This is a genomic window from Rhizobium mongolense USDA 1844 (genome assembly GCF_000419765.1).
GTDB classification, from domain to species: Bacteria; Pseudomonadota; Alphaproteobacteria; order Rhizobiales; family Rhizobiaceae; genus Rhizobium; species Rhizobium mongolense.
In genome coordinates this window covers 231,957-254,908 of record NZ_ATTQ01000004.1, presented here as the reverse complement: position 1 = coordinate 254,908, position 22,952 = coordinate 231,957, and the positions used below count along the sequence as shown (strand labels likewise).

The following is a 22,952-nucleotide window of genomic DNA, read 5'->3' as shown; positions in this document are numbered from 1 at the left end:
TCGGGTTTTGCAAGGCTTGGCGGGTGACAGACCAGAGCGTGCTCTATATAGGCCTTCGCAAGGCGTTGTGCATGAAATCGGAGGAGTAACATGGCACCTGCAATCGGCGGCACCGGGCTCGGAAACTGGAGCGCCCGCGCCTATCACCGCAACTGGCTTCTCGCCCAGGCAAGCGGCCTTTTCGAGTTCTTCCAGCACAATTCTGTCAATCCTAAGGGCGGTTTTTACGATCTCGACGATCATGGCAAGCCGCTTGATGCCGAGGGACAGGTTCGCAGCATTCATATTGCCTCGCGCGCAGTCCACTGCTTCTCGATCGGGGTCCTTCTCGGCCGTCCAGGAGCCGCCGGCGTCGTCGATCATGGCATGGACTACCTCTGGAACCACCATCGCGACAAGAAGAATGGCGGCTATTTCTGGTCCTTGAACGACAATGGCCCCGCTGATTCCAACAAGCAGGGCTACGGCCACGCCTTCGTGCTGCTGGCTGCGTCCTCAGCCAAAACCATCGGCCATCCGCTGGCCGACGGAATGTTGGCCGACATTACGGAAATCCTGAACACGAAGTTCTGGGAGCCGCAGCATGGCGCCATCGCCGAAGAGTTCACCGCCGACTGGCAGCCGCTCGACGGCGGCGCCTATCGCGGCCAAAACTCCAATATGCATCTGACCGAAGCGCTGATGGCCGCCTTTGAGGCAACCGGCGACAAGGAATATCTCGCCAAGGCCGAAAGCATCGCCGATCTTGTCATCCTCCACGCGGCCGGTTCCGTCGGCTGGCGCGTGGCCGAGCATTTCAGTGCCGATTGGGCTCTCGACAAGAATTACTATCATCCGAACGAAATGTTCCGCCCCGCCGGCACCACGCCCGGCCACTGGCTCGAATGGGCCCGGCTTATCCTGCAGCTCTGGTCACTCGGCGGCAAGCGCCACGACTGGATGCCGGACGCGGCGAAGGCCCTCTTCGCACAATCCATGGCGCTCGGCTGGGACGACGACAAGGGCGGCTTTTTCTACACGCTCGATTGGGACGACAAGCCCGCCAAGCGGAACAAGCTGTGGTGGCCCGCCTGCGAGGGCGCCGGCGCCGCCCACTTCCTCAACGAGCACCTGCCGAGCGACTTCCACGAGCAAAGCTACCGCAAGATCTGGAACGTCATCGAACGCGCCTTTATCGACCATGAGAACGGCGGCTGGCACGAAGAATTAACGGAAGACCTGGTTCCGTCCCACAGCCTCTTCCCCGGCAAGGGCGATATCTACCACGCGTTACAGGCCTGCCTCATCCCGCTCTTTCCGGCGACCGGCAGCCTGACCAAGGGCATCATCGCGGCTGGCGGGAGGATTTGAGGCAGTTGCCGGCGTGGCGCGGGGCGCTTCCTGCCGACGCCCTCATTCCTGTGCTTGTCACAGCGATCAGCAGCGCCATGTTCATGGCGCGGGAGACTCATTAAAAAGAGGGTCGATCACGGCGCAGGCGCGCCGTGGCCAAGCACAGAGGAATGAGGGTCGCATAAAGTGGCGCTCCGCGGTTAAATTCCTCATCTCAGCCGCAAGGTATCCAAATCCTTCGCCAGCATCAGTGACAGCGCCTCCACGACGAGATTGTGGTCGTCGCGCTGCGGCAGACCCGAAACGGTGACGGCGCCGATGCAGCCGGTTCCCTTGACGTTGATCGGGAAACTGCCGCCATGCGGCGCGTAGTCGGCGGCGGAGAGCCCGTTGTCTTCGACCGTCTTGCCGTCCTTCTGCAGCTTCAGACCACAGGCATAGCTGCTCTTCCAATAGCGGAACACCATATTGCGCTTGCGACGCACCCACTGGACGTTGTCGGGGGTGGCGCCCGGCAGCGCCGCGTAGAAGACCGGCATGGAATGCAGCGTGACGTCGATTGCCACGCCAAGGCCGCGTTCGGTCGCGAGTTCTTGCAAGAGCTTGCCGAGTTGCCAGGCGGTGGTGAGATCGAAGGCGTCGAAGCTCAGCACTCTTTCCTGCTCAGCAATCCCGCCAAGATCCGCTTCGATGGTCATAAACCTCGCTCCTCGTGCATCATCGAACCGGCAGAGAACATCCGCATCCGACGGCAAAAGTAAAGTAAAATCGTGATGATACCGAAGCTTAGTGCGGCATCGACAGCAGCGCGCCTATGATTTCCTCGGGCCGCACGGGCTCGTTGGAGCGCAGCTTCACCGTGCCGTCGCGGTCGAGCAGGACAAGGCCGAATTCACCGGGCTGCGGTCCTTCGAGGTCATCGCGGATTTCATCGGCGTCGAGGTCGTAGGAGCCTTCGAAAAGCGGAAACACCCCGCCGCCGGCGATACTGAACACCTCGATATCATCCTCGATGAAACGCAGATGCGAGGTGCGCAGCAACTCGTCCTGAACGGTTGCGCGATCATCATCCGCATCCGCAAATATGATGAGCACGCGTTTTGAGCCAATGAATGGTTTGAGACAGTCCGGCGAAACGGGCGCACGCGGCGCCGGACCCATGATTTCGCGTATGATTGATTTTAGCATGGTGCTCACATCCTTCGTGTCTGTCTTCAACGATTGGAAGTGAGACCGGTTCCCTGCGATCGTGACGGGACCGCGGCGTGGCGCGATCCCTCAAAGGCTCATTCGGGCGGCTTGCGCTCTGCAGTGGGGCTGGAGACGGCCATGATATCGGCGCCGCCGTTGGCAAGAAGGCGTTTGCGCACCAGCACGCGCATGACGCGGGCGGCCGTCGAGAAGCTCATCTGATCGAGCGGTCCTTCGCCTTCCCAGGGTTTGGTCAGTCTTTCGGTGACGGCGCCGACAATGTTCATCGGCACGATGTCGTCGCATTCGCGCATGGCTTCGAAGACGAGGCTGATCGGGATGACCCGTCCTTCAAACGTGACGATCGGTTCGGTAAGTTCAGTATCCCATTCCTCGAAGGCATAGAGCGCTTCGCGGAACAATTCCTGAAGGGTGATCGGGGCGTGTCCGTTGTGAAGTGGCGGCAAGGCATTCGTCATGTCTGTCTCCTCTTGTGGATTAAGCCAGTTCCTCCTCATCGGCCGGGATCGAAGCAGGACACAGAACCCCAGGGGTTCCCTCCGGACCGAATAACACGATCGATTTTATAGTGTAACACTCGCGTGATAAAGCGATTTATGCCCACCGGGCTGCCGACAGACCTCCTAAAAGGGATAAGCCGCTGATATCGCTCAAGAACATCAACGGCTTTTTTTCACTTTGAAGTGGAGAATTGACCTTACTGCTCGAGTGCGAAGGTGACGTTGACGGTAACATTGTAGGTGTTTTCGCCGCCCTGAACCGGCACAGCCGCGTCGCTTGCCTCCTTCATCATCGCCGCGCGATAGACCGGCTGAGGCAGCGGCCGAGCGCTGTTTTCGCTGATTTCGATGACGCGGCCGAGCTTCACGCCGGCAGCCTCCGTCAGCGTCTTTGCCTTCTTGATCGCTGCCGCGACGGCATCCTTGCGGGCCGCCTCGATTGCCGCTTCCGGCTTGTCGTTGGTGAACTGGATGTCGCCGCCCTGGTTGACGCCGAGCGTCACGGCCTGGTCGATGATGCCACCCAGCTCGCCAAGATCGCGCACGCGCACCGTCAACCCGTTGGAAACCTGGTAGCCGATCAGTTCCGGCGGCTTCGGCTGGCCGTCGTTGTTCTGCGGATAGTTATACTGCGGCTGCACAGAAAAGCCCGAGGTCTGCAGGTCTTTGTCGGCAATCCCTCCCTTCTTCAGCGCTGCCAGCACCCCAGCCATCGCCTTGTTGTTCTCGTCGAGCGCCTCGCGCGCCGTCTTCGCCTGCTTGACGACGGCAAGGTTGAGCGCCGCCATGTCCGGCGCCAGCGCCGACTCCCCCTCGCCCGAGACCATGATCACCGCCTCGCGCGGCTTCGTTTCGTCGGCAGCGGAAGCCGAAGCCCCCGCCAGCGCGGCAGGCATGCCGATCAGCACGCCGAAAGCCACGTTTCTGATAGTCCGTAGCGCCATTTTTTCACTCCTTGGTTGTCGCCATCCCACCTCACTCTTTGACGATTGATTGTGAAGCTATTGCGGCAGCGTCTTGTCGCTGCATCCGAATTGCGTTAGAGCGAAACCGCACCGGGGAGCCATTGCCCCGCTGCCCGCGCGGCAAAGCCACGTGAGGGCCTGTAGCTCAATGGTTAGAGCCGGCGGCTCATAACCGCTTGGTTGGGGGTTCGAGTCCCTCCGGGCCCACCATCATGTTCCTTGTCCGACCCGGAGACATCGGTAACGAAACGTACCTAACACATGGGTGACAACATCGTGCCGAACGGGTTGTCGATGGTTTGCAAGGTCCTCTGCTCCAGGTCGATATATCCCAGATCATAATGCATGAAGCTGACGAGCCAAATGCCGTCGTCGACTTCCTTGAGCCCCAGTTTCTGGCCGACCAGCACGGTCGATATGTTGATCTTCTTGCGATAGATGCAGATGCGGCCGCAATTGGTCACCAGCGCATCCCGATCATGGAAGGGGTAGTCGATCTCCGGCAGGCCCTGATAGGGGCGTGACGAAGCGGCGTAGAGATCTGCCGGCACCTTCATGTTGAGCGCCTCGTGCGGCCGCTCCTGATTGAATTCGCTGACGAAAGCATCGAAGCGGGCCTGCTGCTGGAGGATGTTTTTGCCGGGTGGTCTGGTCGCCTCTTTCTTCAGCGTCAGGTGCATGCGCTCATGCCGGCCGTTTTCTTGGGGACGGCCCGGCCTGATGCGCTCCAGCGTGATCCCGAGCCTCAGCCACCACACCGACAGTTTGGACAGTAGAGCCCGTTTGGTCTGGCGAAAGGCAAGCCGTTATCGCTGCGGATCGCCGTCGGCAGGCCACATTCGATAAACAGCCACCGGAACGCGTCGAAGACAGCCCGCTCTCGCGTCGACTCAAAGGCTTCGCAGGCGAGAAGATAACGTGACGCCTGGTCGGTGACCGTCAGCGGGTAACAGTATTGACCATTGCCAAGTTTGAACTCGCCCTTGAAGTCGGCACACCAAAGATCGTTTGGCAGCAATGCCTGTGACAAGGCTGTCCCTTCGGCTCGATGTCGCTGCCGCTTGCGGGCATGGGCGACCAGACCATGTCGATCGAGAACGGCATGCACCGTACTCTTCGACGGCACGCGCACATCGCCGGCCAGGCGCTTCACCAAAAGCTCCCTAATCTTCCTGGCACCCCAATGCGGCTTGCTCTTCTTGCACGAGACGATCATCGCCTCGACCGGCTCAGGCAGCTGGTTGGCATAACGCACCGGCCGTCGAGACCGATCCGTCAGCGCCTCCAGGCCGTCGTCCTTGTAGCGATTGAAGATTTTGTAGCCGGTCTTGCGCACGGCACACATCGCTCATGCCTTCGCCCTCTAGCAGCCGGGCGACAAATCGTAGACGTTCCTCCATCACCGAAGTCTCTTTCCACGGCATCAACACCTCCCGCCAAAAAGCGAAAAGCGTTACCGATGTCTCCGGTACGAAACGTCACCTCTCTCAGGTCGGGCACCTAACGAACTCATGTCACTGGTATCATCGCGTCGTTCAAATGGAACAACCCCCCGCGCTAAACGTTGGTTATGTCGGAGTGTAATCACGAGAAAATGCGCCGTGCTAGGCACTCCTAGGAGACGTACATGGATATCACCACGCTTCTCATCATAGTTCTTATCGTTGTTCTGCTCGGCGGCGGCTTGTACGGCCGAGGACGCTGGTACTAAGTGACGCCGTAGATACTTTTCCACAGGAACTCCGCGAGATATAACGTTACCGGCAAGCGGCGGCCATGGGCAATGGCCACATCTGCGATTGTGCGAAACCCCGCCCTATCCGGAGCCACGGTTACACTCTCATTGACATGCGTTCAGTCGGGGTCGGGCGGCTCTGTTCCTCGACTTTGCCCATGGTCCACTCATGGAAGACGCTGTAGGCAACCGCCAGCAAGGTTGGCCCAAGAAAGATTCCGATGCAGCCAAAGGCGGTGACGCCGCCAAGGAAGCGGCCGAGCAGCACGGGCAGGTTATTGGACTTGCCGAGGACCTAGGGTCGGATGAGATTGTCAATGCTGCTGGCGAAGAGCAGGCCCCACGCTGCAACGAAGATGCTCCGCCAAACGGCTCCCCTAGACGCGAAACCATAGTGCCACCGAGCCCCATACAAGCGGGGGGCCCGCCGGCACAAACGGGGGGATGAACGTAAGGAAACCAAGCAGCAGGCGCCCCGGATGCCAAGCTTCATTTCTTTGAAGCCGGCCATTTCGCGCTCGAGGAAAACCTGAACGAAATCGCGGCTTTGATCTCCGAATTTCTGACGAGCTTTAGGTGAAGCGGGCAACGACAGTATCCGTCGGTATAGGCCCGCGATATCCAAGATCAATATTCGGGACGTGGGTGGCTTGCTAAAGTTTTGAACGGAAACCGGCTCGGACATCACGTCAATGCGACACGTCCCCACCCACGACAACTCTCTCGGACACGCGCTCCTCGTTGCGTTTGCCGGGATAGTACTGACTATGATCGGCGCTTATGCCGTCGGCCTCGCCCTCATGTCGACAAAGCCTGCCGGGACGCGTTTCTACGTCCCCATCCTTGAATGCGCCATTCCCGAATGCGGGGCATCGCCGGGGGCGACCTGCTCCGTCAATGGCGAGTTTGTCCGTATGAAGGTCGGACCGACCGTGCGATGTTCATAAAAGGTCCACGCCTTCCCACGCACGTACCGGCGAAAGCAACTGAGTTTGCCTGCTTCTCCCACACCGGAGCGATAACATGGATGTGACCACGAACCTCGACAAGATGACGCCAGGCGAGAAGTACGGCGCTATCCGTCTCCCAAGCCGCAGGCTGCACTTTTCCGCCATTCTGGCGAAGCAACGCGGCGACGATTTCTGGGACAGGTTGGAGCGCCTGGCCGATCGGCTGCTCCGCGAGAGCGATGCGATTGTCACGGGGGACCGTGCATCTCCGATCCCATCCTGGTCGAGGCAGCGGACCTGCTCGCTCGGTTCGACAACGCGGCCACATCGGGACGGCAGCTTCGCTTAAATGAGTAGACGCCGTTTCGAATATGTACGTGGACCCGGTCTGCCTAGCGATCGTTAACGACACAGAGCATAGAAGCTTGAATAATAGCCAACTCCCAACCGTTGAAGTTCGAGGTTTCCTGAGGCATCCGGACCAAGCGTTAGCAGTCGTTCCGCTCACTCCGCCAGTGGCGGCGGCGCAGCACTCGCGGCTCCGATCTGCAAAAGCGGCACCCTTGGTGCAAGGTCACGCGGCCTCTGCCACCGTAGCAGAGCGTGCTGCGATCTGACACTGACGGCGTGCTTTTCGATGCTACCGGCAAGCTTCGAGGGGCGGTCGAACGTGCGGCGCCAGAGGCCGCGGATGGCGGCAAGTGGATAGGCGCGGGCGGGCATGGCCTGCGGCATCTCGCTGAACAGGCGCTGGATCATCTTCCGGCGGACATCCTCGGCGCTCTGCCGGATTTCCCAGTCGTAGCGGCGGTCGCGGACTGCGACGATGGACATGGACAGGCCGAGGCGCGACCTATCCACGCCGCTCACCCTGGCCGCGACGTCGAAGTCGGCGAAGGGCGAAAAGATTACAATGTCGCCTGCACGAATCTGCCCGGCCGTCCGATTGTCATGCAGCGTGATCTCGGCGTTGCTGATTGAAATGGTGTCGACCGTGCAGGGCATACGATTGCCGTCGCGTGCAAGATTTGCCTGCCGTGCGAGCGGAAACCGGATGGTGTCAAGCGGCTCTCGCGGAAGTTCTATGCAAACGAGCAGGGAAACGAAGGCATAGACCATGACGACCACGCCCCACGCGACGCTGAAGCCGTCGAGGTCGTTGTAGGTACCCATCAGGGGACCGTTGAGCATACCCATGAACGTCAAGATGATGACCAGGAAAAACGTCCCGGCCATCGGGTAAAGGACATCGACGCGCGCTCGGTCCTCGCCCTTGGCCGTGACCTTGAACGGCCGCCCGAACGGATGGATGAGAGCGTGAAGCAGGGCGATCGTGATAGGGATCGCCGACACCATTTGCGACACTTCCGTAAAGAGCGGCATGCTGCGCCGGCCAGAAACCCAGGCATGAAATACCCACATGCCGCCGACCATCGGAAGCGCATAGAGGAAGAAGGCTTCCGGTTCCATTTGGATCGCCGGCAGGCCGAGGAAGTAGTAGAGGATCGGCGCTGCCATCAAAAGCAGGATGAACGGGCGGCAGAACCAGAAGAGCAGTCCGTGGAAATAATGCAGCCGTTGTAGGAAGGTGTATCCGCGGCCGAAGAACGGGCCATCCCGGAGCAGCGCGACCTGAATAGTTCCGAGGCACCAGCGGCAGCGCTGGGTAATATAGCCTGAGAGGCTTTCGGCCGAGAGCCCGACGCTCAGGCGTTCGTTCAGCCAGCGGGTTTTCAAGCCCTTCTGCAGCAGCCGGTAGGTCAGGTGGATATCCTCCGTGACCGTTTCCTGCGGCATGCCGCCGATCAGGTCGAGCGCATCGCGCCGAACGATGCAGGACGTGCCGACGCAAAAGGCAGCCCCCCATCCGTCCTTCGACGGCTGCATGACGTCGAAGAAGATGCGCTGGTCGTCGACCCATGCCTTCGATGCCAGGAGGTTATGCTGGACGGGGTCGGCATTGTAGTAGAACTGCGGCGTCTGGATGAGCCCGATCCCTGGATCTGCGAACTGGCCGACGGTGCGCTTCAGGATGGCGCGTTGCGGCGCAAAATCGGCGTCGAGAATGAGGATGAAGGGGGCGTTGGTCTCCTTCGCCGACTGCCGGATGGCATTGTTGAGATTGCCGCCCTTGGCGCCAACATTGTCGCCGCGCCGCAGATATCGCACGCCAACATCGGTGCAGTAAACCTCCAGCCAGTCGCGGCGTCCGTCATCGAGCACCCAGACGGTGAAATTCTGATAGTCGATCGCCTTCGCGGCAAGGATCGTACGCTCCAGAATGGATAGCTCTTCATTATAGGTGCAGATAAAGACATCGACGGCCGGCGGCGATGCGGCGCCGGCGATGGTGAGTTCGCTCGCGTCCGCAGCGGCACTGTGGTCGGTCCGCCGGAAGAAAAAGACGATCGAAAGCACCGTATAGAAGATGACGACGATTTCGAAAGAGAGATAGGCCCGCGGCCACAGCGCATAGGCGCTCCATTCGAAGTCCGGCAGCGTCTTGGTGATGCGGAAATAGAGATAATTCAACAACATGACGATGAGGATCATGCCGAAGATGACGCGATCCTTGCCCCGGCGGCTGTCGAGCAGCCAGGCGCAGCCCATGATGAGTGCAAGCGAAAGCAGCGAGAAGAGAATGGCGTCCGAGAGAGTGACTACTTCGGGGGACATGGGCTATCCTTGCTGATGAGCGCCTGGCCCGCGCGGCCGAGGAAAGGGTTGAGGTCAAGCACGGCAAGCACGGCCCAGCCGGTCGCCCCGATATGCGGAAGACGGTAATACTTGAAATCGCCGGGCGAGGAGTTGGGACCGACCTGAAGGCCTGTCGAAAGCTGCTCGTTGACCGTCGCATAGATGAGCCCGCCGGGCGTGACCTGGGCAGTGATGGTCTTGAACAAGGGTTCGGCCTTTTCGGACTGTCCGGCAAGCCGCAGAACGAGTGCTGCCTGCGCCGTGCCCTCGAGCCAGATGCCGTCGCGGTCGCTGTTGAAGTCGAAGCCGCCATCGACGCCATGGTTAAGCTCGGTCCATTCCATGACCCGCTCGACCTTGGTCTTGAAGTCCGGCACGGCGATCAACGGCCACAATTCGGCGTCGAGTCCCGACATCGCGATATTCGGAGCGTTGCTGTCGGGGACGCTGCCGATGTAGAAGCGCCCCTCGCCGTCGTCCCACATGGCACGAAGGAACTTCAGCGCGCTGTCGCCGCGGTGGGTCCAGTCGCCGCCGGCGTCCAGGCGCGCAAGCCAGCTATCCGCGGCGTAGATATCCAGATTGTGTTCCGTCGATTTCCAGGTCATGCGCTCAGGCGCCGGCTCATGGCCGAAAAAGCCGCCGAAATAGCCCGGGTTTTGCGGATCTGCCGTGCTGCGGTGGATCCAGTCCATGATCTTGCGTGCGGTGTCGAGATAGGCCGGCTGTTCCGTCTCCTCGTAGGCCATGAGCAGCGCCAGCGCGCCCCATGCAGTGCTGCCCGTCGCACTGCCGACTTGGTAGCCGTCCTCGATCCAGGAATTGCTGGCCGCACTCCAGTAACCGGGCAACAGCATTCCCTCCTTGCCCGGAACGACGGGACCGGACCGGTAGGCATTCCTCAACCGTCCGTCATGATAATGACGGTCCGTCTCCACGGCGAGCACGAGAGCATCGGCGATGCGGCGCGCTTCGGCCTTTCTCTTGCAGCCGTAAAACGCCATTAGGGCAAGCGCGTTGTCATAGGTAAAGCCGGTGTTTTCCAGAGCCGGATGGAGCGCCGACCCGCCGTTTGCCGGTTCGAAACTGCGCAGGACGAAGGGCTGCGCCGGATCGCCGCCCATCTGGGCAGCCAGCCCGTCGCAAAGCGTGCAGGCAAGCTTTTGATGTTCGCTGCCGGCACGCGCCGGGAATGTCTGCAGGACAATCACTGGCGCGGCGAGCAGCAGCAAGCGTGCTATCTCGATGGTCGATCTCAGATGCTTCATTGTTGACCCTCATCAATGCAGCGGCGAAACCGGCGTTACGGATTGGCGGGTTCGGCAGCGGCGGAGCGCGGCGCCGTCGCCTTGTCGAAAAGCGCGGACGCCGAATGCATCGTCCCGGGCGACGCCAGCCTGTCCATCGCCAGCTTCGAATAGCGGGCGATCCGGGAGACGATCGTCTCGCCCAATGAGACGATCACATCCTCGCCGACATGACATCCAAAGAATTTGTCGTTGTTCTGATGTGCCGGAGCGCTGCCCTCGCCGGCCGGTTCGTCTATCTTGACGAGCACATAGACCTCGTGGCCTTCGGCTTCCGGAAACTTCGCGTAATAGCGATTTTCCGGGCCTGAGTTGAAGTAGCGCACGATCTTGTAGATATGGGCGTCGCGCTTGACGCCGAGGCTGCGGAAATTGACCATCGCCGGCATGCCGATCTCGAGCGACGTCACATCGCGGCTGCGATAGACGGCGGCAGCAAAGGCCTCGTTGCAATCCAGCGATTTTGCCACCGGCTGGCCCTGCATCACGAAATCGCCGAAGGATGCGTCGACGCTGACGATCTGGCCATGGCGCTCGGCGACGACCTCGGCGGCGCCGGTCTTGCCAAGCCGACCCTCCTCCCGCGCAATCAGGTTTTCGACCTGCTGCTTGCGCTCCGTCATCTGGTTGATCTCGATGTTGTCTTCGGCGATCTCGCCGGCAAGCTTGGTGCGCTGCATTTCAAGCGTCAGCAGATTGGCGGCGACGGTACCGCCAGTGTAGATGTCGCGTTCGACGAGCGACAGGACAATCTCGTTGCGGCGCAGTTCGCCGCGCGCGGAGTCGAGTTCGTACTGCGCGGCGTTACGCTTCTGGCGCTGCGGTTCGATGCTGGCCTCTGAGATCAGCTTCTTCTTTAGAAGCACGAGCTGCCGCTGCAGCAGGGCGTTCTGTTCATTGAGCCGCGCCTCGTAGGTCTGCACGTTGTAACGGGCATTCTCGATGACCGCCGAAAGCTCGCTGATCACGCCGTTCTTGACGTCCGCGATCTGGCTCTTGACCTTCTGGAGCTGGTCGGTGCGTTCCTGAACGACGCTTCTCGTATTGTTCAGCTTTTCGGTGAGATCGAGCTTCTCGAGCCGCAAGCCGGTCAGCGACGTCTGGTCCTGGTTGGGATTGGAGACCGTCGCCATGACATCGCCGAGCTTGACGACCTGTCCGACCTGCAGCGAAATCCTGTCCACCCTGCCGTAAATCGGCGAGGCGATCATTTGCACCGGCGCATTGATGACTGCGCGCGTGGAGACAATGAAAAACTGATTGGGGATCATCGCCATGGCGATCGTGAAAATCAGCATAAAGGCGAACACATAACCAAGCGCCCTTGATACTGAAAGTATCTTATGATCACGCGGATCAAGTAATAGAGTTTCGTCCTTCATTTTCGCCAATCCTGACTTTTTACGCTGCAGGCCGAATAGAAGGGCGTTTCCATGTATATTTTTTGTTACTTATATTTTATATCGATGAAATTCGAGTATGCAAACGAAATTTTTTCTATGGTCTCGATGTTTAGATTCAGTTTCGGTACGAGAAGTATCACCGAGAATGCAATCGACCCATCTTGTTTAAATAATTCTTGCAATTAATACGTGCAGAACTGGATGCAATCGAGTTCATCCATCCAGAAGCTACTTTAAGAGTTTAACTTTGATTTTGCGGTGATTTTGGCAACGCACCCAGAGGGACGAGCCAGACACGGCGTCCATCCTCACTCTGCGGAGCGGGCTGTTCACGGTTGAGAAGAAGCCCGCCTTGCGCGCGAGTCGTAAGTGAAGGAGACCAAGGTGTCGCGCACCGATCCCGACAGCGGCTCTAGTGCGTGACGGCAGACCGAAGGGCTGCTTCGATCTCGATCACCTCTGGAGCAGCGCTCTCGCTGCCCCAACACTTGATTTCTCGATTTTCGGGCGCGCCCGTCACTGACCGATGTCGTGGTAACGCATCGAAACCCGCGCACCCTTTACTCGCCCTCAATGCCGCTACACACATGCACCACAGAACTGGCAAACAAGCATTGATTTAATTAGATTTTTTCGATTGGTGAGCACCGTTGTTTCATGGCTCGCCTCACTTCTTCGGGAAGGTTCTCGATGTCTCACCGACGAACCAGCAGATTTGCGGTGATAAGTAGCAGATGCCACCAGACGGGCCTTTACAAGGGTAGCGCGAAGATCACGTCTCGACCCCAAGTGGAAGCCTACTCGCCACGACTGAACTCACGCCCATGATCCGTTTTGGATCGCTGAAATGGTCAAATCGAGCGACAACTTTCAGATGCCGACAGGAGTACCATGGCGTCAGCGCGTCAAATGCGGTAGAGTCTTCCTCATAATCCGTCCACGTGCGCAACGCGGGGGTTGGATGATGCCCGTTTCCAAGCGAGAATTGACAGCCGCGTCCGCGTATACCTGCCACCCTGGTCGGACACGCTACACTTGGAGTTGCGTCCAAATTTCGGAGAGGGACGTGCGAGACGCTCCTTGTCATGAAATGAAGTTATGCAGGCAGTCTTTCGCGAAAGACCGAAAGCCACACTTCAGCATCATTCCACTGGTTGCGGTCATTCTTTGTCTTGGGATAACGGCAAGCGCAGTCAACGCGGGGCCCCTTCATGACGCCGCGCGGGAGGGTGATCTCGACGTAATCAGCCAGCTCTTGTCTCAAGGCGTCGATGTCAATAGCCGCGACGAGAGTCGCGAGACGGCTTTGATCGAAGCTGCGCTTTCCGGCCAGACCAGGATCGCCGCCCAGTTGATCGAAGCCAGCGCCGACATCGAAGCCCACAATGACCGCGGCTTCACCGCGTTGCACGCGGCGGCGTATTCCGGAAGTGTGGAAATAGCCGAGCTCTTGCTGGACCACGGGGCGGAAGTCGACGCCTTGAGCAAGCACAAGATCACGCCATTGCATGTAGCCGCCGAAGAAAACCAGGCGGCAGTGGCCGAGCTGTTGATTGCCCGCGGGGCCGCGGTCGAGGCAATCCAGGCCTACGGCTATACGCCGCTGAGCCGAGCGACTTTCATGAAGAGCACCCAGGTGATGACCTTGCTCAAGAAGCACGGTGCCAATTGCCAACCCAAGAAGACGATGGGCGCGGCGTATGCGGCCTGCGTTGCGGTTGGTAACTGACCGACAATATTGGAGGACACCGCATGAAGAAGAAAGGTCCTGCAATGCGAGGCCATTTGGCTCTTGCAACGGCCGCAGTCGTCTCCCTCACCACCATGGGCTCTGGTGAATCCTGCGCCGCCGAGGTGGTAAATACCGGGTATTTCGGCAACGTCGCCATCCTGGGCTACGATCCCGTGGCGTATTTCACCGATGGCCGTGCGACAAAGGGTTCGCCGGAGTTCACAAAGAAATGGCTCGGTGCGACATGGTACTTCGCCAGCGTGAAGCACCGTAACGCGTTTGCTTCCGAGCCGATCCGCTACACTCCTCAGTATGGAGGCTTCTGCGCGCTGGGCACGTCAGTGGAAGAGGCATCTGCGAACATCGACCCCGAAGCCTGGCGCATCGTCGACGGCAAGCTTTACCTTTTCTCCGGAAAGGAGGGCCTGGAGGAAGACTTCGATGCTGCGCCGGCGGCCGTCACAGCGAAGGCCGACGCTAAATGGCCGGGGGTCGAGGCGAAGGAGTTCAAAACCAGGGCGGAGCACAACTGAACCAAACTGGCGATGTTGCGCCTGACGCGTTGCGACGGTAGGGCATCATGGGAGAACCGAGAAATACCAGACGTTCGCGGAGTCCGGCAGGACATATTCGTCATGTTTTTCCGCACTTCCTCCGGGATTGCGATAGACAGGGCTGCAAAATTTGCGGCCGAGCAAAGTCGATGAGGATCGCGTGCACAAGAAATTGTTCTCGAGACTGAACTTGCCGACGATGATGCTGTTATGAGCGCGCAATGCAAAATCACCGTTTGCGCCGAGCTCCATGAAGAAGCGGACACCGTCGTGCTGATGCCCGATCCAGGTCTTGTCGATCGCCAGAGCCCGGATCGAATGGGCATCCAGGCGGTCTTCTGGCCGCCCACGAAAATCGTAGCTCCATTCCGGGAGCTTCGCAGAGCGCAGAGCGTCCAGCCGGTGGTCGAGATCCTGTTGCCGACGATGGTGGGAATACACAACTCGCAGGCTGGCGAGGCTCTGGCCGGGCGACTTCTCGAGGATTGCTTCGACCGCTTTGTGCGCTTCTGCCATGCGCCCCAGTCGCGCGTTTGCCATGGCCAGGGTTTCAAGGCCGAGATCGCTCGGCTCCTCCGGTCGGACTGTCTGCAGTGCCCTGATTGCCTCCTCATACCGATGATTCATGTAAAGCACGAGACCGTAGTAGTCGTAGACTTGGACTCGTGGCTTGGGGTCTAGTTGCAGTACGCGTTCCATGGCTGCCAGTGCTTCCGGGTTCTGCCCCGCATAAGTCAGAACAATCGCGAGGTTGAGTTCCGACTCCGCGCCATTCGGATCGAGCGCCACGGCTTTATTCACCGATGCGATGGCCCCATCGATTTCGCCGTCAAGCATTTGCAGGATGCCGAGCACGGCATAGGCTCGCGAAGACTGCGGGTTCAGTTCGAGGCCCCGCCCTGCCGCTTCATAGGCACGTTGCCGCGCGACCGCACTCAACATCAGTGGCTGATAGTCGAACCCAAGGACGTCAACGATGGCTCGGGCGTAGCCTGTATGGGCGTCGGCGAATTCGGGGTCGAGCTTGATTGCCTTCTCATAGAGGGAGAGAGCCTCTTCGAGAGATTTGTAGTCTATGGAGTACACCTTCTGCTCGGCTCGAGTGTAGGAGTCGTAGGCTTCGAGATTGCGGGTTGGCAGGCGGGCAATCTGAGTTCGCTCTCTGTCGGTCAGGCGCACCGCCAGCGCGCCCACGATGTGCTCGATCACCTCGTCCTGCAGCGCAAAGATATCGGTGTAGTCGCGGTCATACCGCTCCGCCCAGATGTTCCTTCCCGTCTTCGCATCGACAAGCTGCGCATTGATGCGAACCGCGTCTCCCGCACGCCGGACGCTGCCTTCAAGCACGTAGCGGACGTTCAATTGCTCGGCGATCTGCCGGACGTTCATGGATTTGTTCTTGAACGAGAAAGCGGAATCGCGGGCGATAACAAGCAGCCCAGAAATCTTCGACAGATCAGTAATGAGATCGTTCGTAAGCCCCTCCGCGAAATAGTCCTGTCTGCCATCGTTGCTGATATCGCCGAACGGCAGCACAGCGATGGATGGCCGTTGCGGCGCAAACGGCCATTGCCAGGCGAAGACAATCGCGGTGAGCGCGATAAGCAGCGCTGCGACCGCTGCCAGGATCATAGTCCGCCGACCTGGCTGGCGGGCGGCGGCGGCGACCGTTCCCGCCTCGGAGGGGGCGAGCAGAACGCGATAGACGCGAACCGGGTCGGCTATGTTCTTCAGGTGCTGCTCACCGAGAGCCGAGAAGCCGACATCGGCCTTGTGCACGGCGTGATCGAACGCGGTACCAGATATGCAAATGCCGCCGGGCGGGGCGATAGATTGCAGGCGCGCGGCTATGTTGACGCCGTCGCCGTAGATGTCATCGCCTTCGACAATGACGTCGCCGAGATTGACGCCGATGCGAAACTGAATTCGCTGTGTCTCGGAGACGCCCTGGTCGCGACCGGCCATTTTCCGCTGGATCACGGCGGCACACCGGACGGCGTCAACAACGCTCGCGAACTCGACCAGCGTACCATCGCCCATGAGCTTGATGATGCGGCCGTGGAACACCTCGACGGCGGGATCGACCAGTTCCCGGCGGCAGGCCTTCAGCCGCTCCAGCGTGCCGTCCTCATCCTCTCCCATGAGGCGGCTATAGCCGACCACATCGGCAGAAAGTATCGCTGTGAGCCGCCTCTCCATGTCTCTGCCCACCTCTTGATCGTCGATCAGTGACGGCCGTGTATCCTACCACGTCGAAGGCCCGCAGACAGCGCCGGCGCTCATGTGGCCGTACATTTGAGTTTTCGCGCAGCATCTCACTGAACGGCAGCATTCGGAGCTTCAGGCAAATGCCGCGGAACGTGGTCAGCGTCAGAGATTAATCCGGACCTTCAGAGACAAGGAGATGCAACCATGGCGTCCATAACTGTGCTGACGGTTGGTTCCAAGGTATGTAGTCGGTAGCTAATGTTCGCAAGGAGGGAGTTGGTGATGGAGCGTCGAAACGATGCTCTTGCCATCCCTTATAGCGCAAAGTCGCCGCAGGCTTGCGGCCAACTAACTTTTAGACCCCTCATCCGGATGGCATGGCATCCGACCTAGCGCTTCCCGTTCCGAGCTCATACGCTGGTATTTGCTCATCGAAACCTTTGAGCTGCCGCGGGCCGAGCGCGACCAATGAAATTTTGCCACGCACGGATTGCGCCACGGCGTGATCGACGAGGATTTGCTGATCATCGGCGGACGAACAGAGTCGCGACGCAAGGTTCACGACATGTCCGATCGCGGTGTAGTCAACACGGGCTTCGTAACCAATTCGGCCGACTGTAGCCCATCCCATCGCCAGTCCTATGCCGAAACCAATCGCATGACCGCGCAGACGCCATTCAGCGATTAGGCGCTGGATGGCGTGCTGCATGTCGATCGCCATCTCAACAGCACGAAGCGCCGGGTCTGCGCACGGTACCGGGGCGTTGACGAGGACCATCAAACCGTCTGCCGCGAAGTTGGTCAGCGTGGCCTCGTAGCGTGTAATGATCGCGCCGAGCGCCTCGTAGTACTCGCGCAAGACCTGCATGATCTCCTCGGGTTCGGTGTGCGCCGAAAAAGCCGTGAAGCCACGTAAATCGCAGAACACAGCGACGACTTCTGCGCGCTGTCCGGCGAGCACGCTCTCGTCGCCGGACTTTTCGACGAGTTCCGCGACCTGCGGCGCGAGAAAACGCTTCAGCCGTGCAATTCGCTCAGAACGATCCCGCGATAGGGCGAGTTCTTGCGCCATTTCATTGAACCGGTCCGCCAGCCGTTCGAATTCGTCTCCTGTGGCGATGTCGATCCGGTGCTCGAACTGTCCAGCACCGATTTTTTCGGTGCCCTCCTCCAGAAGGCGGATTGGTCCGGTCATCCGCCTGGCAAGCCAGTAGGCAAGCGCCGATGCGACGGCGGCGGCGGCGAGCAGCAGGCCACCCGTCCGCCACAATGAAGCATACAGCGGTGCGAAAGCCTCGGCCTGCCCCTGCTCCACGAACACGGTCCAACCGAGATTGGGGATCGGCGCCATGGCGGTCACGACCGGTTCATTCTCGGCGTTGCGGGCCGTGGTCGCCTTTCCGCCTGCGGCGGCGATCTCGTCCCGCAATCTGGTGAGGGCCGCCGCTGTCTTCTCGTCAGTGCCCTGCAACACCTTGCTGATGTCGGGGTGGGCGATGAGCCTGCCGGTCTGATCGAGAACAAACGCCCGGCCACTACTACCGACGCGAATTTCCGAAACAACTCTCCAGACAAGCTTCAGGTTGATTTCAGCAACGACGATGCCACCTGCCTTGCGGTTTCCGGCCATGGCCATGGTCATGAACGGTTCGGAGCCGTCGCGAAAAGTGACTGGCCCAAACCATGTGCCATTCGAACGAACTCCCACGACAGCAGGATCGCCAGAGCGATCCGATCCGCCTTCCATCCTGTTCAAGTCGATACGGGAGACATGCAGCCGTTCGACGCCGACATCGTCAACAAGGGTGATGCTGACGATCGCCGGGACTCGTCGCATCACTCGCAATGCATCCAGCCGGTGTTGTCCCTCATCCTGGGTCCAGGATTGCTGGACCGTCCAACCCAGTTGATCCTTGATGCCGTCGAGAAAGCTCTGAATTTTGCCGGCCGCCGATGTGGCCTCCACCCGCAATAGAGCGCTGAGCATTGCGCGCTGGTCGCGATAGCCGAACCAGGCGTCGCCGATGCCGCTAACAGCCAGCGGAACAATGACCGCAGCGAAGAAGGCGAGGAAGTACTTCCGGAACAGCGATCGGCGCATCGGGGCGGCTTGAAGCTGGACCGAACGCCGCACACCATCCTCACTCGATGACTTCATCAGCCATCAGCAAAACGGTCTGCGGCAGCTCGATCCCGAGGGCATTGGCTGTTTTCAGATTGACCGACAAGTCGAACTTCATCGGCTGCTCGATCGGCAACTCCCCTGGCTTGGTGCCTTTCAAAATGCGATCGACATAAAAGGCGAGCCGATGTTGCATTTCGCCATAGTTAGCCGAATAGGCCATCAGACAGCCATCTGCGACGTACCACGAGCCCCAAGCCATGGTAGGCAGGCGATGCTCGATCGCCAAGGCGGCGATTCGCGACGACTGGTCGGCCAGCATGAGGTCGGGAAGCACGAAGGCAGCTTGAGCGCCATCGGCCTTCATGCGCGAGAACGCAGCATCGAGTTCGCCCGGCTCGCTGACTTGCTGGAGGCTCAACGCCACTCCGAGGTGGCGGGCAGCTTGCTTGGTGTCCGCTTCAAAGGGGAGATATGACACCACCGGGTTTGCCAGCACGCCGACAGTGGCAAGCCCCGGTATGGCCTCCATCAAAAGCTGCAGGCGTTTGGCGGCTAGTTCGGTGGCGTAATAAGTGACGCCCGTGAGATTGCCCCCAGGTTTTGCGAGGCTGCTCGCCAAGCCTGCCGCAACCGGGTCACCGCTGATGATGGTCACGATTGGAATCGCATCGGTCGCTCCTTGAGCAGCATGCGCCGCCGGCTGAGACGATGTCACGATCACATCCACGGGAAGCTGCACCAGGTCCATCGCCGCGGCCGCAAGGCGACTGTCTTGCTTACTCGCGCTCCGGCACTCGAAGCTGAGTTCGTGCAGCGTGTAGCCCAGGTCGTGAAGCCCTTGCATGAACATTCCGAACTCACTGGTTTCGGTCGCATACGGCATACCGCAGGGCCACCATGCGAGAAGGCCGATTCGTGGCGTCTTGGCCGACGTCTGCTGCGCGCCGGCGATGGCAGGAACGCTCATCGCAAGAGCAACTGCCAGGCAAAAGTAGTGTCCTCGTTTCGGTTTCATCCGAGCACCCCTCGCCGACCACGGCACATGGCGGATGGATGGTGAGATCAAGCTAATTGCTGCAAGCTGACATTTCGACGCGCCCCTTCTCGAGAAGGAGCGACCGACGAACAAGCCAAGATATTCAGGGGACGAAAGTATAGTCGATATTGGAGCGGATTGGTAGCGCAGAGGGACATGGAGCCGTGTCCAACCAATCTCTTAGGCGGCGAATAGCGATTAGACGGCCGCGAACGTCCCGAATCGGCGGTGCTCAAATGGTGCGCGCAACACACTCTGCGAACGTCTCCGCCGGGGTCGATAAAGCAAGGTCTTTCTGGGACGTTCGTTGAGAGCTGCCTCGCGATAGCTCTGAGCTTGGCCTGGCTGCATACGGACAGGTCGGCGCCACGTGACAGATAGTGCGCAGCAATCGGTTGGTGTTTTCGTTCGAGCCGCGCTGCCAGCAACGTCAGGCCATTGCCAGTCGCTGGTGAGAATGCCAGTTAGCCAGACGTTCCAGCCTTCGGCACAGTGCTCCGCTCCGAACTCGTAGTAGCCCTTCAGGTTCACATACCCGTCGTTGCACCCGCGCCGCTATCGCCTGTTAAGGTATCCGACCAGGCCGATATGGGTATGCTCGTCGAGGAACTGCGAGGCCGATGTGGGCATCGATGCCATTCCGAAATGCTCACCGGCTTTCCGAGCGCCTCGCTCACCCTTGATCGCTTAAAAGCTTGGCTGCGTTTGGACATGCAAAACCCCCGAAGGTTGATGTCCAACTTTCGGGGGTCAGTTCATGGTTGGCAGGCTAACCTTACTGCTGCGCCGGAGGCGTTGCCGGCGGGGTTGCTGGTGCCGGTTCCGTAGCCGGCGGCGTTGTCGGTGCCGGAGTTGCCGGGGCCGGCTCGGTTGCCGGTGGCGTTGCCGGCGCGGTCGACGTTGCCGGTGGCGTTGTAGCTGGCGGCTGGGTCGTTGTTGTCTCGCCGGCGGGCGGTGTGGCTGGCGGTGCACTCGTGCGCGGCCAGTAAATCGCTGCAAGGGCTATGATTACAACAACAGCCGCAATACCGATCCACATTGCCCATGGTGACCGGCGGTCGCTGCCCGGTGTCGTACGAACATCCGGACCAGGTCTATTAAAATCATTGGTCATAGTAGTCCTCCTGTACACTCTAAAACTACTAAGTGCATAAAAAGTTCCACGCTGTGTTATGATGCAATGCTCGAATATTGCAAAACCGCCTTAGTTTCGAATGCTATTCCTCTTCAGGCATTCGCAAAGCGGTGTCTACCGCACATCGCATCGAAAGCGATTATACCATCTTTTGCTCTTCCGATCGCAAAAAAGGAGGAAATCGATATTCGAAAGGTGATTTGCGCTCCTAGTGATGCCGTGGCAGCATTCGCCTCCAGCATTCCGGCTTTGGCCGGCAGCATGCTGTCACCGAACAAGCATGAAAATCGTGCCCATGGGAGGGAAACATGTCCGATCAACTGCCGATGTTCATCCTGCAATCGATCGTTATCTTCGGCCTCGTCGGCGCGCTCTTCATTCGCGCCTGACCTGTCTAGCGAACGTCTGACCTTGCTCTCGGCCGCGTGTCGTTGCGTTCCCAGGAGAAGATGGCGCGTGGCAAGGGTTCGCGCCCGCGGATGATGTCGGCTCCCTTCTCGCCGACCATGATTGTCGGAGCGTTGGTATTGCACGACGGAACACGCGGCATGACGGAGCTGTCGCACACGCGCAGTCCGTCGAGCCCCCTCACCTTCAGATCGAGACCGACGACGGCCATGGCATCCGCGCCCATCTTGCACGTGCCGACTGGATGGTGATCCGTCTTGGCATTGGCGTAGCCGTAGTCGAAAAGCTGCTCGTCGGTGACGACGCCGCTTCCCGGCAGCTTCTCCTCCAGCACATAGGGCTTCAACGCCGCCTGCTGCATGATCTCGCGGGCGATCTTCAAGCCCTCAATCGACATCTTCCGGTCATGCGGATCGCTCCAGTAATTCGGGTCGATCAGCGGCGCAGCCGCCGGATCGGCCGATGCGAGACGCACGGTGCCGCGCGAGCGCGGATGCAGATAAGCAGAATTCAGCGTCACCCCGGCGTTCTTCAGCCTGGCGACGCCCGCCTCGATACCGGAGCCGAGGCCGAGATGGAACTGGATATCGGGGGAGCGCGCGTTTGGATCCGCATACCAAAAGCCACCGGTCTCGAAGAGCGAGGAGGCCACGGGGCCCGAACGAAAGAGCACATATTGCAAGCCCGCCCAAAGCGTGCGGTGCAGCTTGGCGACGCCGTCATAAGTGTGATCGCCGGTGCATTCGGAAATGACGAAGAGGTCGAGATGATCCTGCAGATTGCTGCCGACGCCGGGCAGATCATGCTTCACATCCACGCCAACGGCTTTCAGATGGTCCGCAGGCCCGACACCGGATTGCAGCAGCAGCTTCGGCGACCCGATAGCACCGGAAGAAACGAGCACCTCACGCTCGGCGCAGATGAGCTCGACGCCGTTGCGGCCGGCCACCTCGACGCCGATCGCTTTTCCACCCTCAATCACGATCCTCACAACGCGGGCATTCATCCGGATGGTCAGGTTTGCCCGGTCTCCGATCGGTGACAAATAGCCGAGCGAGGCCGAGGAGCGGCGACGGTTGCGCTGCGTGAGCTGATAGAAGCCGACGCCCGCCTGCTGTCGGCCGTTGAAATCGTGGTTATAGGGGATGCCAACCTCTTGCCCCGCCCGGATATAGGCGTCGCAAATCGGCAGCGCTGAAACCGGCATCGAAACGCCGAGCGGTCCGCCATAGGAATGGTAGTCATCGGCAAAACGCTGGTTGTCTTCGGCGCGTTTGAAGTAGGGTAGAACGGAGCGATAATCCCAGCCATCGCAGCCCTCCTCGCTGGCCCAGAGATCGTAGTCGGCGGCATTGCCCCGAGTATAGAGCTGCGCATTGATCGACGAGCCGCCGCCGATGACCTTGGCCTGCGTATAGCGCAGCACCCTGCCCTTCATGTGTCTCTGCGGCACCGTCTCCCAGCCCCAGCTCGCGACGCCCCTCGTCATCTTGGCAAAGCCTGCCGGCATGTGGAACAGCGGGTTCCAGTCGCTACCGCCTGCTTCCAAAAGCAGCACTTTGACATTTGGATCCTCGCTCAGCCGGTTGGCGAGCACGCAGCCCGCCGGGCCGCCGCCGGTGATGATGTAGTCGTATGCCATCCCAAATCCCC

General features: G+C 59.9%; 16 protein-coding genes, 1 tRNA gene and 3 pseudogenes. 5 read left to right on the top strand and 15 right to left on the bottom strand.

The window, feature by feature from the left end:
• Nucleotides 1-90: 90 nt before the first annotated feature.
• Nucleotides 91-1,350 (top strand): AGE family epimerase/isomerase, encoded by a 1,260-nt coding sequence (locus A3C3_RS0109220; RefSeq protein WP_022714314.1) that lies wholly within the window; start codon nt 91-93, stop codon nt 1,348-1,350.
• A gap of 191 nt (nt 1,351-1,541) precedes the next feature.
• On the opposite strand, the gene A3C3_RS0109215 is transcribed toward A3C3_RS0109220, so the two are convergent.
• The 4 genes from A3C3_RS0109215 to A3C3_RS0109200 all read right to left on the bottom strand — a co-directional run bounded on the left by A3C3_RS0109215 (nt 1,542) and on the right by A3C3_RS0109200 (nt 3,988).
• Nucleotides 1,542-2,030: a heme-degrading domain-containing protein gene (locus tag A3C3_RS0109215; protein ID WP_022714313.1), complete on the bottom strand. Its 489-nt coding sequence runs from the start codon at nt 2,028-2,030 to the stop codon at nt 1,542-1,544.
• An 88-nt stretch (nt 2,031-2,118) separates the two neighbouring features.
• A complete protein-coding gene (locus A3C3_RS0109210; RefSeq protein WP_022714312.1) occupies nt 2,119-2,520 on the bottom strand; it encodes a DUF4174 domain-containing protein in 402 nt (133 codons plus the stop codon).
• Between the two features lie 98 nt (nt 2,521-2,618).
• A complete protein-coding gene (locus A3C3_RS0109205; RefSeq protein ID WP_022714311.1) occupies nt 2,619-3,002 on the bottom strand; it encodes a BRA0787 family protein in 384 nt (127 codons plus the stop codon).
• Nucleotides 3,003-3,241: 239 nt separating this feature from the next.
• Nucleotides 3,242-3,988: an SIMPL domain-containing protein gene (locus tag A3C3_RS0109200; protein WP_028739518.1), complete on the bottom strand. Its 747-nt coding sequence runs from the start codon at nt 3,986-3,988 to the stop codon at nt 3,242-3,244.
• A gap of 155 nt (nt 3,989-4,143) precedes the next feature.
• On the opposite strand from A3C3_RS0109200, the gene A3C3_RS0109195 reads away from it, so the two are divergent.
• Nucleotides 4,144-4,219: transfer RNA gene (locus tag A3C3_RS0109195), tRNA-Ile, on the top strand.
• Nucleotides 4,220-4,263: 44 nt separating this feature from the next.
• Here A3C3_RS0109195 and A3C3_RS41360 read toward each other — a convergent pair.
• Nucleotides 4,264-5,433 (bottom strand): annotated as a pseudogene (locus A3C3_RS41360) (integrase core domain-containing protein).
• Nucleotides 5,434-5,841: 408 nt separating this feature from the next.
• Nucleotides 5,842-6,223 (bottom strand): annotated as a pseudogene (locus A3C3_RS46850) (AI-2E family transporter); the annotation flags it as partial.
• 544 nt (nt 6,224-6,767) lie between these two features.
• Between A3C3_RS46850 and A3C3_RS0109165 the strand changes: the two are divergent.
• A complete protein-coding gene (locus A3C3_RS0109165) occupies nt 6,768-7,043 on the top strand; it encodes a hypothetical protein (RefSeq protein WP_022714307.1) in 276 nt (91 codons plus the stop codon).
• 155 nt (nt 7,044-7,198) lie between these two features.
• Here the strand turns inward: A3C3_RS0109165 and A3C3_RS0109160 are convergent, their stop codons facing one another.
• From A3C3_RS0109160 to A3C3_RS0109150, 3 genes are read right to left on the bottom strand one after another with little or no spacing between them, the layout of a single operon-like run.
• Nucleotides 7,199-9,370, bottom strand: coding sequence for a glycosyltransferase family 2 protein (locus A3C3_RS0109160; RefSeq protein WP_022714306.1), 2,172 nt, complete (start codon nt 9,368-9,370; stop codon nt 7,199-7,201).
• Nucleotides 9,355-10,659 (bottom strand): hypothetical protein, encoded by a 1,305-nt coding sequence (locus A3C3_RS38045; RefSeq protein ID WP_022714305.1) that lies wholly within the window; start codon nt 10,657-10,659, stop codon nt 9,355-9,357. The genes A3C3_RS0109160 and A3C3_RS38045 overlap by 16 nt, the downstream gene beginning before the upstream one ends.
• A gap of 35 nt (nt 10,660-10,694) precedes the next feature.
• Nucleotides 10,695-12,080, bottom strand: a complete 1,386-nt coding sequence (locus A3C3_RS0109150) for an HlyD family secretion protein (RefSeq protein ID WP_022714304.1) — start codon at nt 12,078-12,080, stop codon at nt 10,695-10,697.
• A 1,087-nt stretch (nt 12,081-13,167) separates the two neighbouring features.
• On the opposite strand from A3C3_RS0109150, the gene A3C3_RS0109145 reads away from it, so the two are divergent.
• On the top strand, nt 13,168-13,830 hold the full coding sequence (locus A3C3_RS0109145; protein ID WP_084796926.1) for an ankyrin repeat domain-containing protein: 663 nt from the start codon (nt 13,168-13,170) through the stop codon (nt 13,828-13,830).
• 23 nt (nt 13,831-13,853) lie between these two features.
• Nucleotides 13,854-14,366 carry a YHS domain-containing (seleno)protein gene (locus A3C3_RS0109140; RefSeq protein ID WP_022714302.1) on the top strand — a complete coding sequence of 171 codons (513 nt, stop codon included), beginning with the start codon at nt 13,854-13,856 and terminating at the stop codon, nt 14,364-14,366.
• A 45-nt stretch (nt 14,367-14,411) separates the two neighbouring features.
• On the opposite strand, the gene A3C3_RS0109135 is transcribed toward A3C3_RS0109140, so the two are convergent.
• The 6 genes and pseudogenes from A3C3_RS0109135 to A3C3_RS0109115 all read right to left on the bottom strand — a co-directional run bounded on the left by A3C3_RS0109135 (nt 14,412) and on the right by A3C3_RS0109115 (nt 22,941).
• Nucleotides 14,412-16,586, bottom strand: coding sequence for an adenylate/guanylate cyclase domain-containing protein (locus A3C3_RS0109135; RefSeq protein WP_022714301.1), 2,175 nt, complete (start codon nt 16,584-16,586; stop codon nt 14,412-14,414).
• Nucleotides 16,587-16,959: 373 nt separating this feature from the next.
• Nucleotides 16,960-18,753, bottom strand: coding sequence for an adenylate/guanylate cyclase domain-containing protein (locus A3C3_RS0109130; protein ID WP_233450624.1), 1,794 nt, complete (start codon nt 18,751-18,753; stop codon nt 16,960-16,962).
• Nucleotides 18,737-19,735 carry an ABC transporter substrate-binding protein gene (locus A3C3_RS0109125; protein WP_028739514.1) on the bottom strand — a complete coding sequence of 333 codons (999 nt, stop codon included), beginning with the start codon at nt 19,733-19,735 and terminating at the stop codon, nt 18,737-18,739. Before A3C3_RS0109125 ends, A3C3_RS0109130 begins: the two co-directional genes overlap by 17 nt.
• A gap of 253 nt (nt 19,736-19,988) precedes the next feature.
• Nucleotides 19,989-20,180, bottom strand: a pseudogene (locus A3C3_RS45130) (transposase); the annotation flags it as partial.
• A 331-nt stretch (nt 20,181-20,511) separates the two neighbouring features.
• Entirely contained in the window at nt 20,512-20,802 is a 291-nt protein-coding gene (locus A3C3_RS43425; RefSeq protein WP_156890779.1) for a hypothetical protein, read from the bottom strand.
• 483 nt (nt 20,803-21,285) lie between these two features.
• Complete coding sequence (locus tag A3C3_RS0109115; protein ID WP_022714297.1) at nt 21,286-22,941, bottom strand: GMC family oxidoreductase; 1,656 nt, start codon at nt 22,939-22,941, stop codon at nt 21,286-21,288.
• Between the last annotated feature and the right edge of the window lie 11 nt (nt 22,942-22,952).

Bases quoted from the DNA above. Each gene is read 5' to 3' on its own strand.
- A3C3_RS0109220 (WP_022714314.1), top strand. From the start codon at position 91: ATGGCACCTGCAATCGGCGGCACCGGGCTCGGAAACTGGAGCGCCCGC.
- A3C3_RS0109200 (WP_028739518.1), bottom strand. From the start codon at position 3,988: ATGGCGCTACGGACTATCAGAAACGTGGCTTTCGGCGTGCTGATCGGC.
- A3C3_RS0109160 (WP_022714306.1), bottom strand. From the start codon at position 9,370: ATGTCCCCCGAAGTAGTCACTCTCTCGGACGCCATTCTCTTCTCGCTG.
- A3C3_RS0109165 (WP_022714307.1), top strand. From the start codon at position 6,768: ATGGATGTGACCACGAACCTCGACAAGATGACGCCAGGCGAGAAGTAC.
- A3C3_RS0109210 (WP_022714312.1), bottom strand. From the start codon at position 2,520: ATGCTAAAATCAATCATACGCGAAATCATGGGTCCGGCGCCGCGTGCG.
- A3C3_RS0109215 (WP_022714313.1), bottom strand. From the start codon at position 2,030: ATGACCATCGAAGCGGATCTTGGCGGGATTGCTGAGCAGGAAAGAGTG.
- A3C3_RS38045 (WP_022714305.1), bottom strand. From the start codon at position 10,659: ATGAAGCATCTGAGATCGACCATCGAGATAGCACGCTTGCTGCTGCTC.
- A3C3_RS0109125 (WP_028739514.1), bottom strand. From the start codon at position 19,735: ATGAAACCGAAACGAGGACACTACTTTTGCCTGGCAGTTGCTCTTGCG.
- A3C3_RS0109130 (WP_233450624.1), bottom strand. From the start codon at position 18,753: ATGAAGTCATCGAGTGAGGATGGTGTGCGGCGTTCGGTCCAGCTTCAA.
- A3C3_RS0109135 (WP_022714301.1), bottom strand. From the start codon at position 16,586: ATGGAGAGGCGGCTCACAGCGATACTTTCTGCCGATGTGGTCGGCTAT.
- A3C3_RS0109140 (WP_022714302.1), top strand. From the start codon at position 13,854: ATGAAGAAGAAAGGTCCTGCAATGCGAGGCCATTTGGCTCTTGCAACG.
- A3C3_RS0109150 (WP_022714304.1), bottom strand. From the start codon at position 12,080: ATGAAGGACGAAACTCTATTACTTGATCCGCGTGATCATAAGATACTT.
- A3C3_RS0109205 (WP_022714311.1), bottom strand. From the start codon at position 3,002: ATGACGAATGCCTTGCCGCCACTTCACAACGGACACGCCCCGATCACC.
- A3C3_RS43425 (WP_156890779.1), bottom strand. From the start codon at position 20,802: ATGGGCAATGTGGATCGGTATTGCGGCTGTTGTTGTAATCATAGCCCT.
- A3C3_RS0109115 (WP_022714297.1), bottom strand. From the start codon at position 22,941: ATGGCATACGACTACATCATCACCGGCGGCGGCCCGGCGGGCTGCGTG.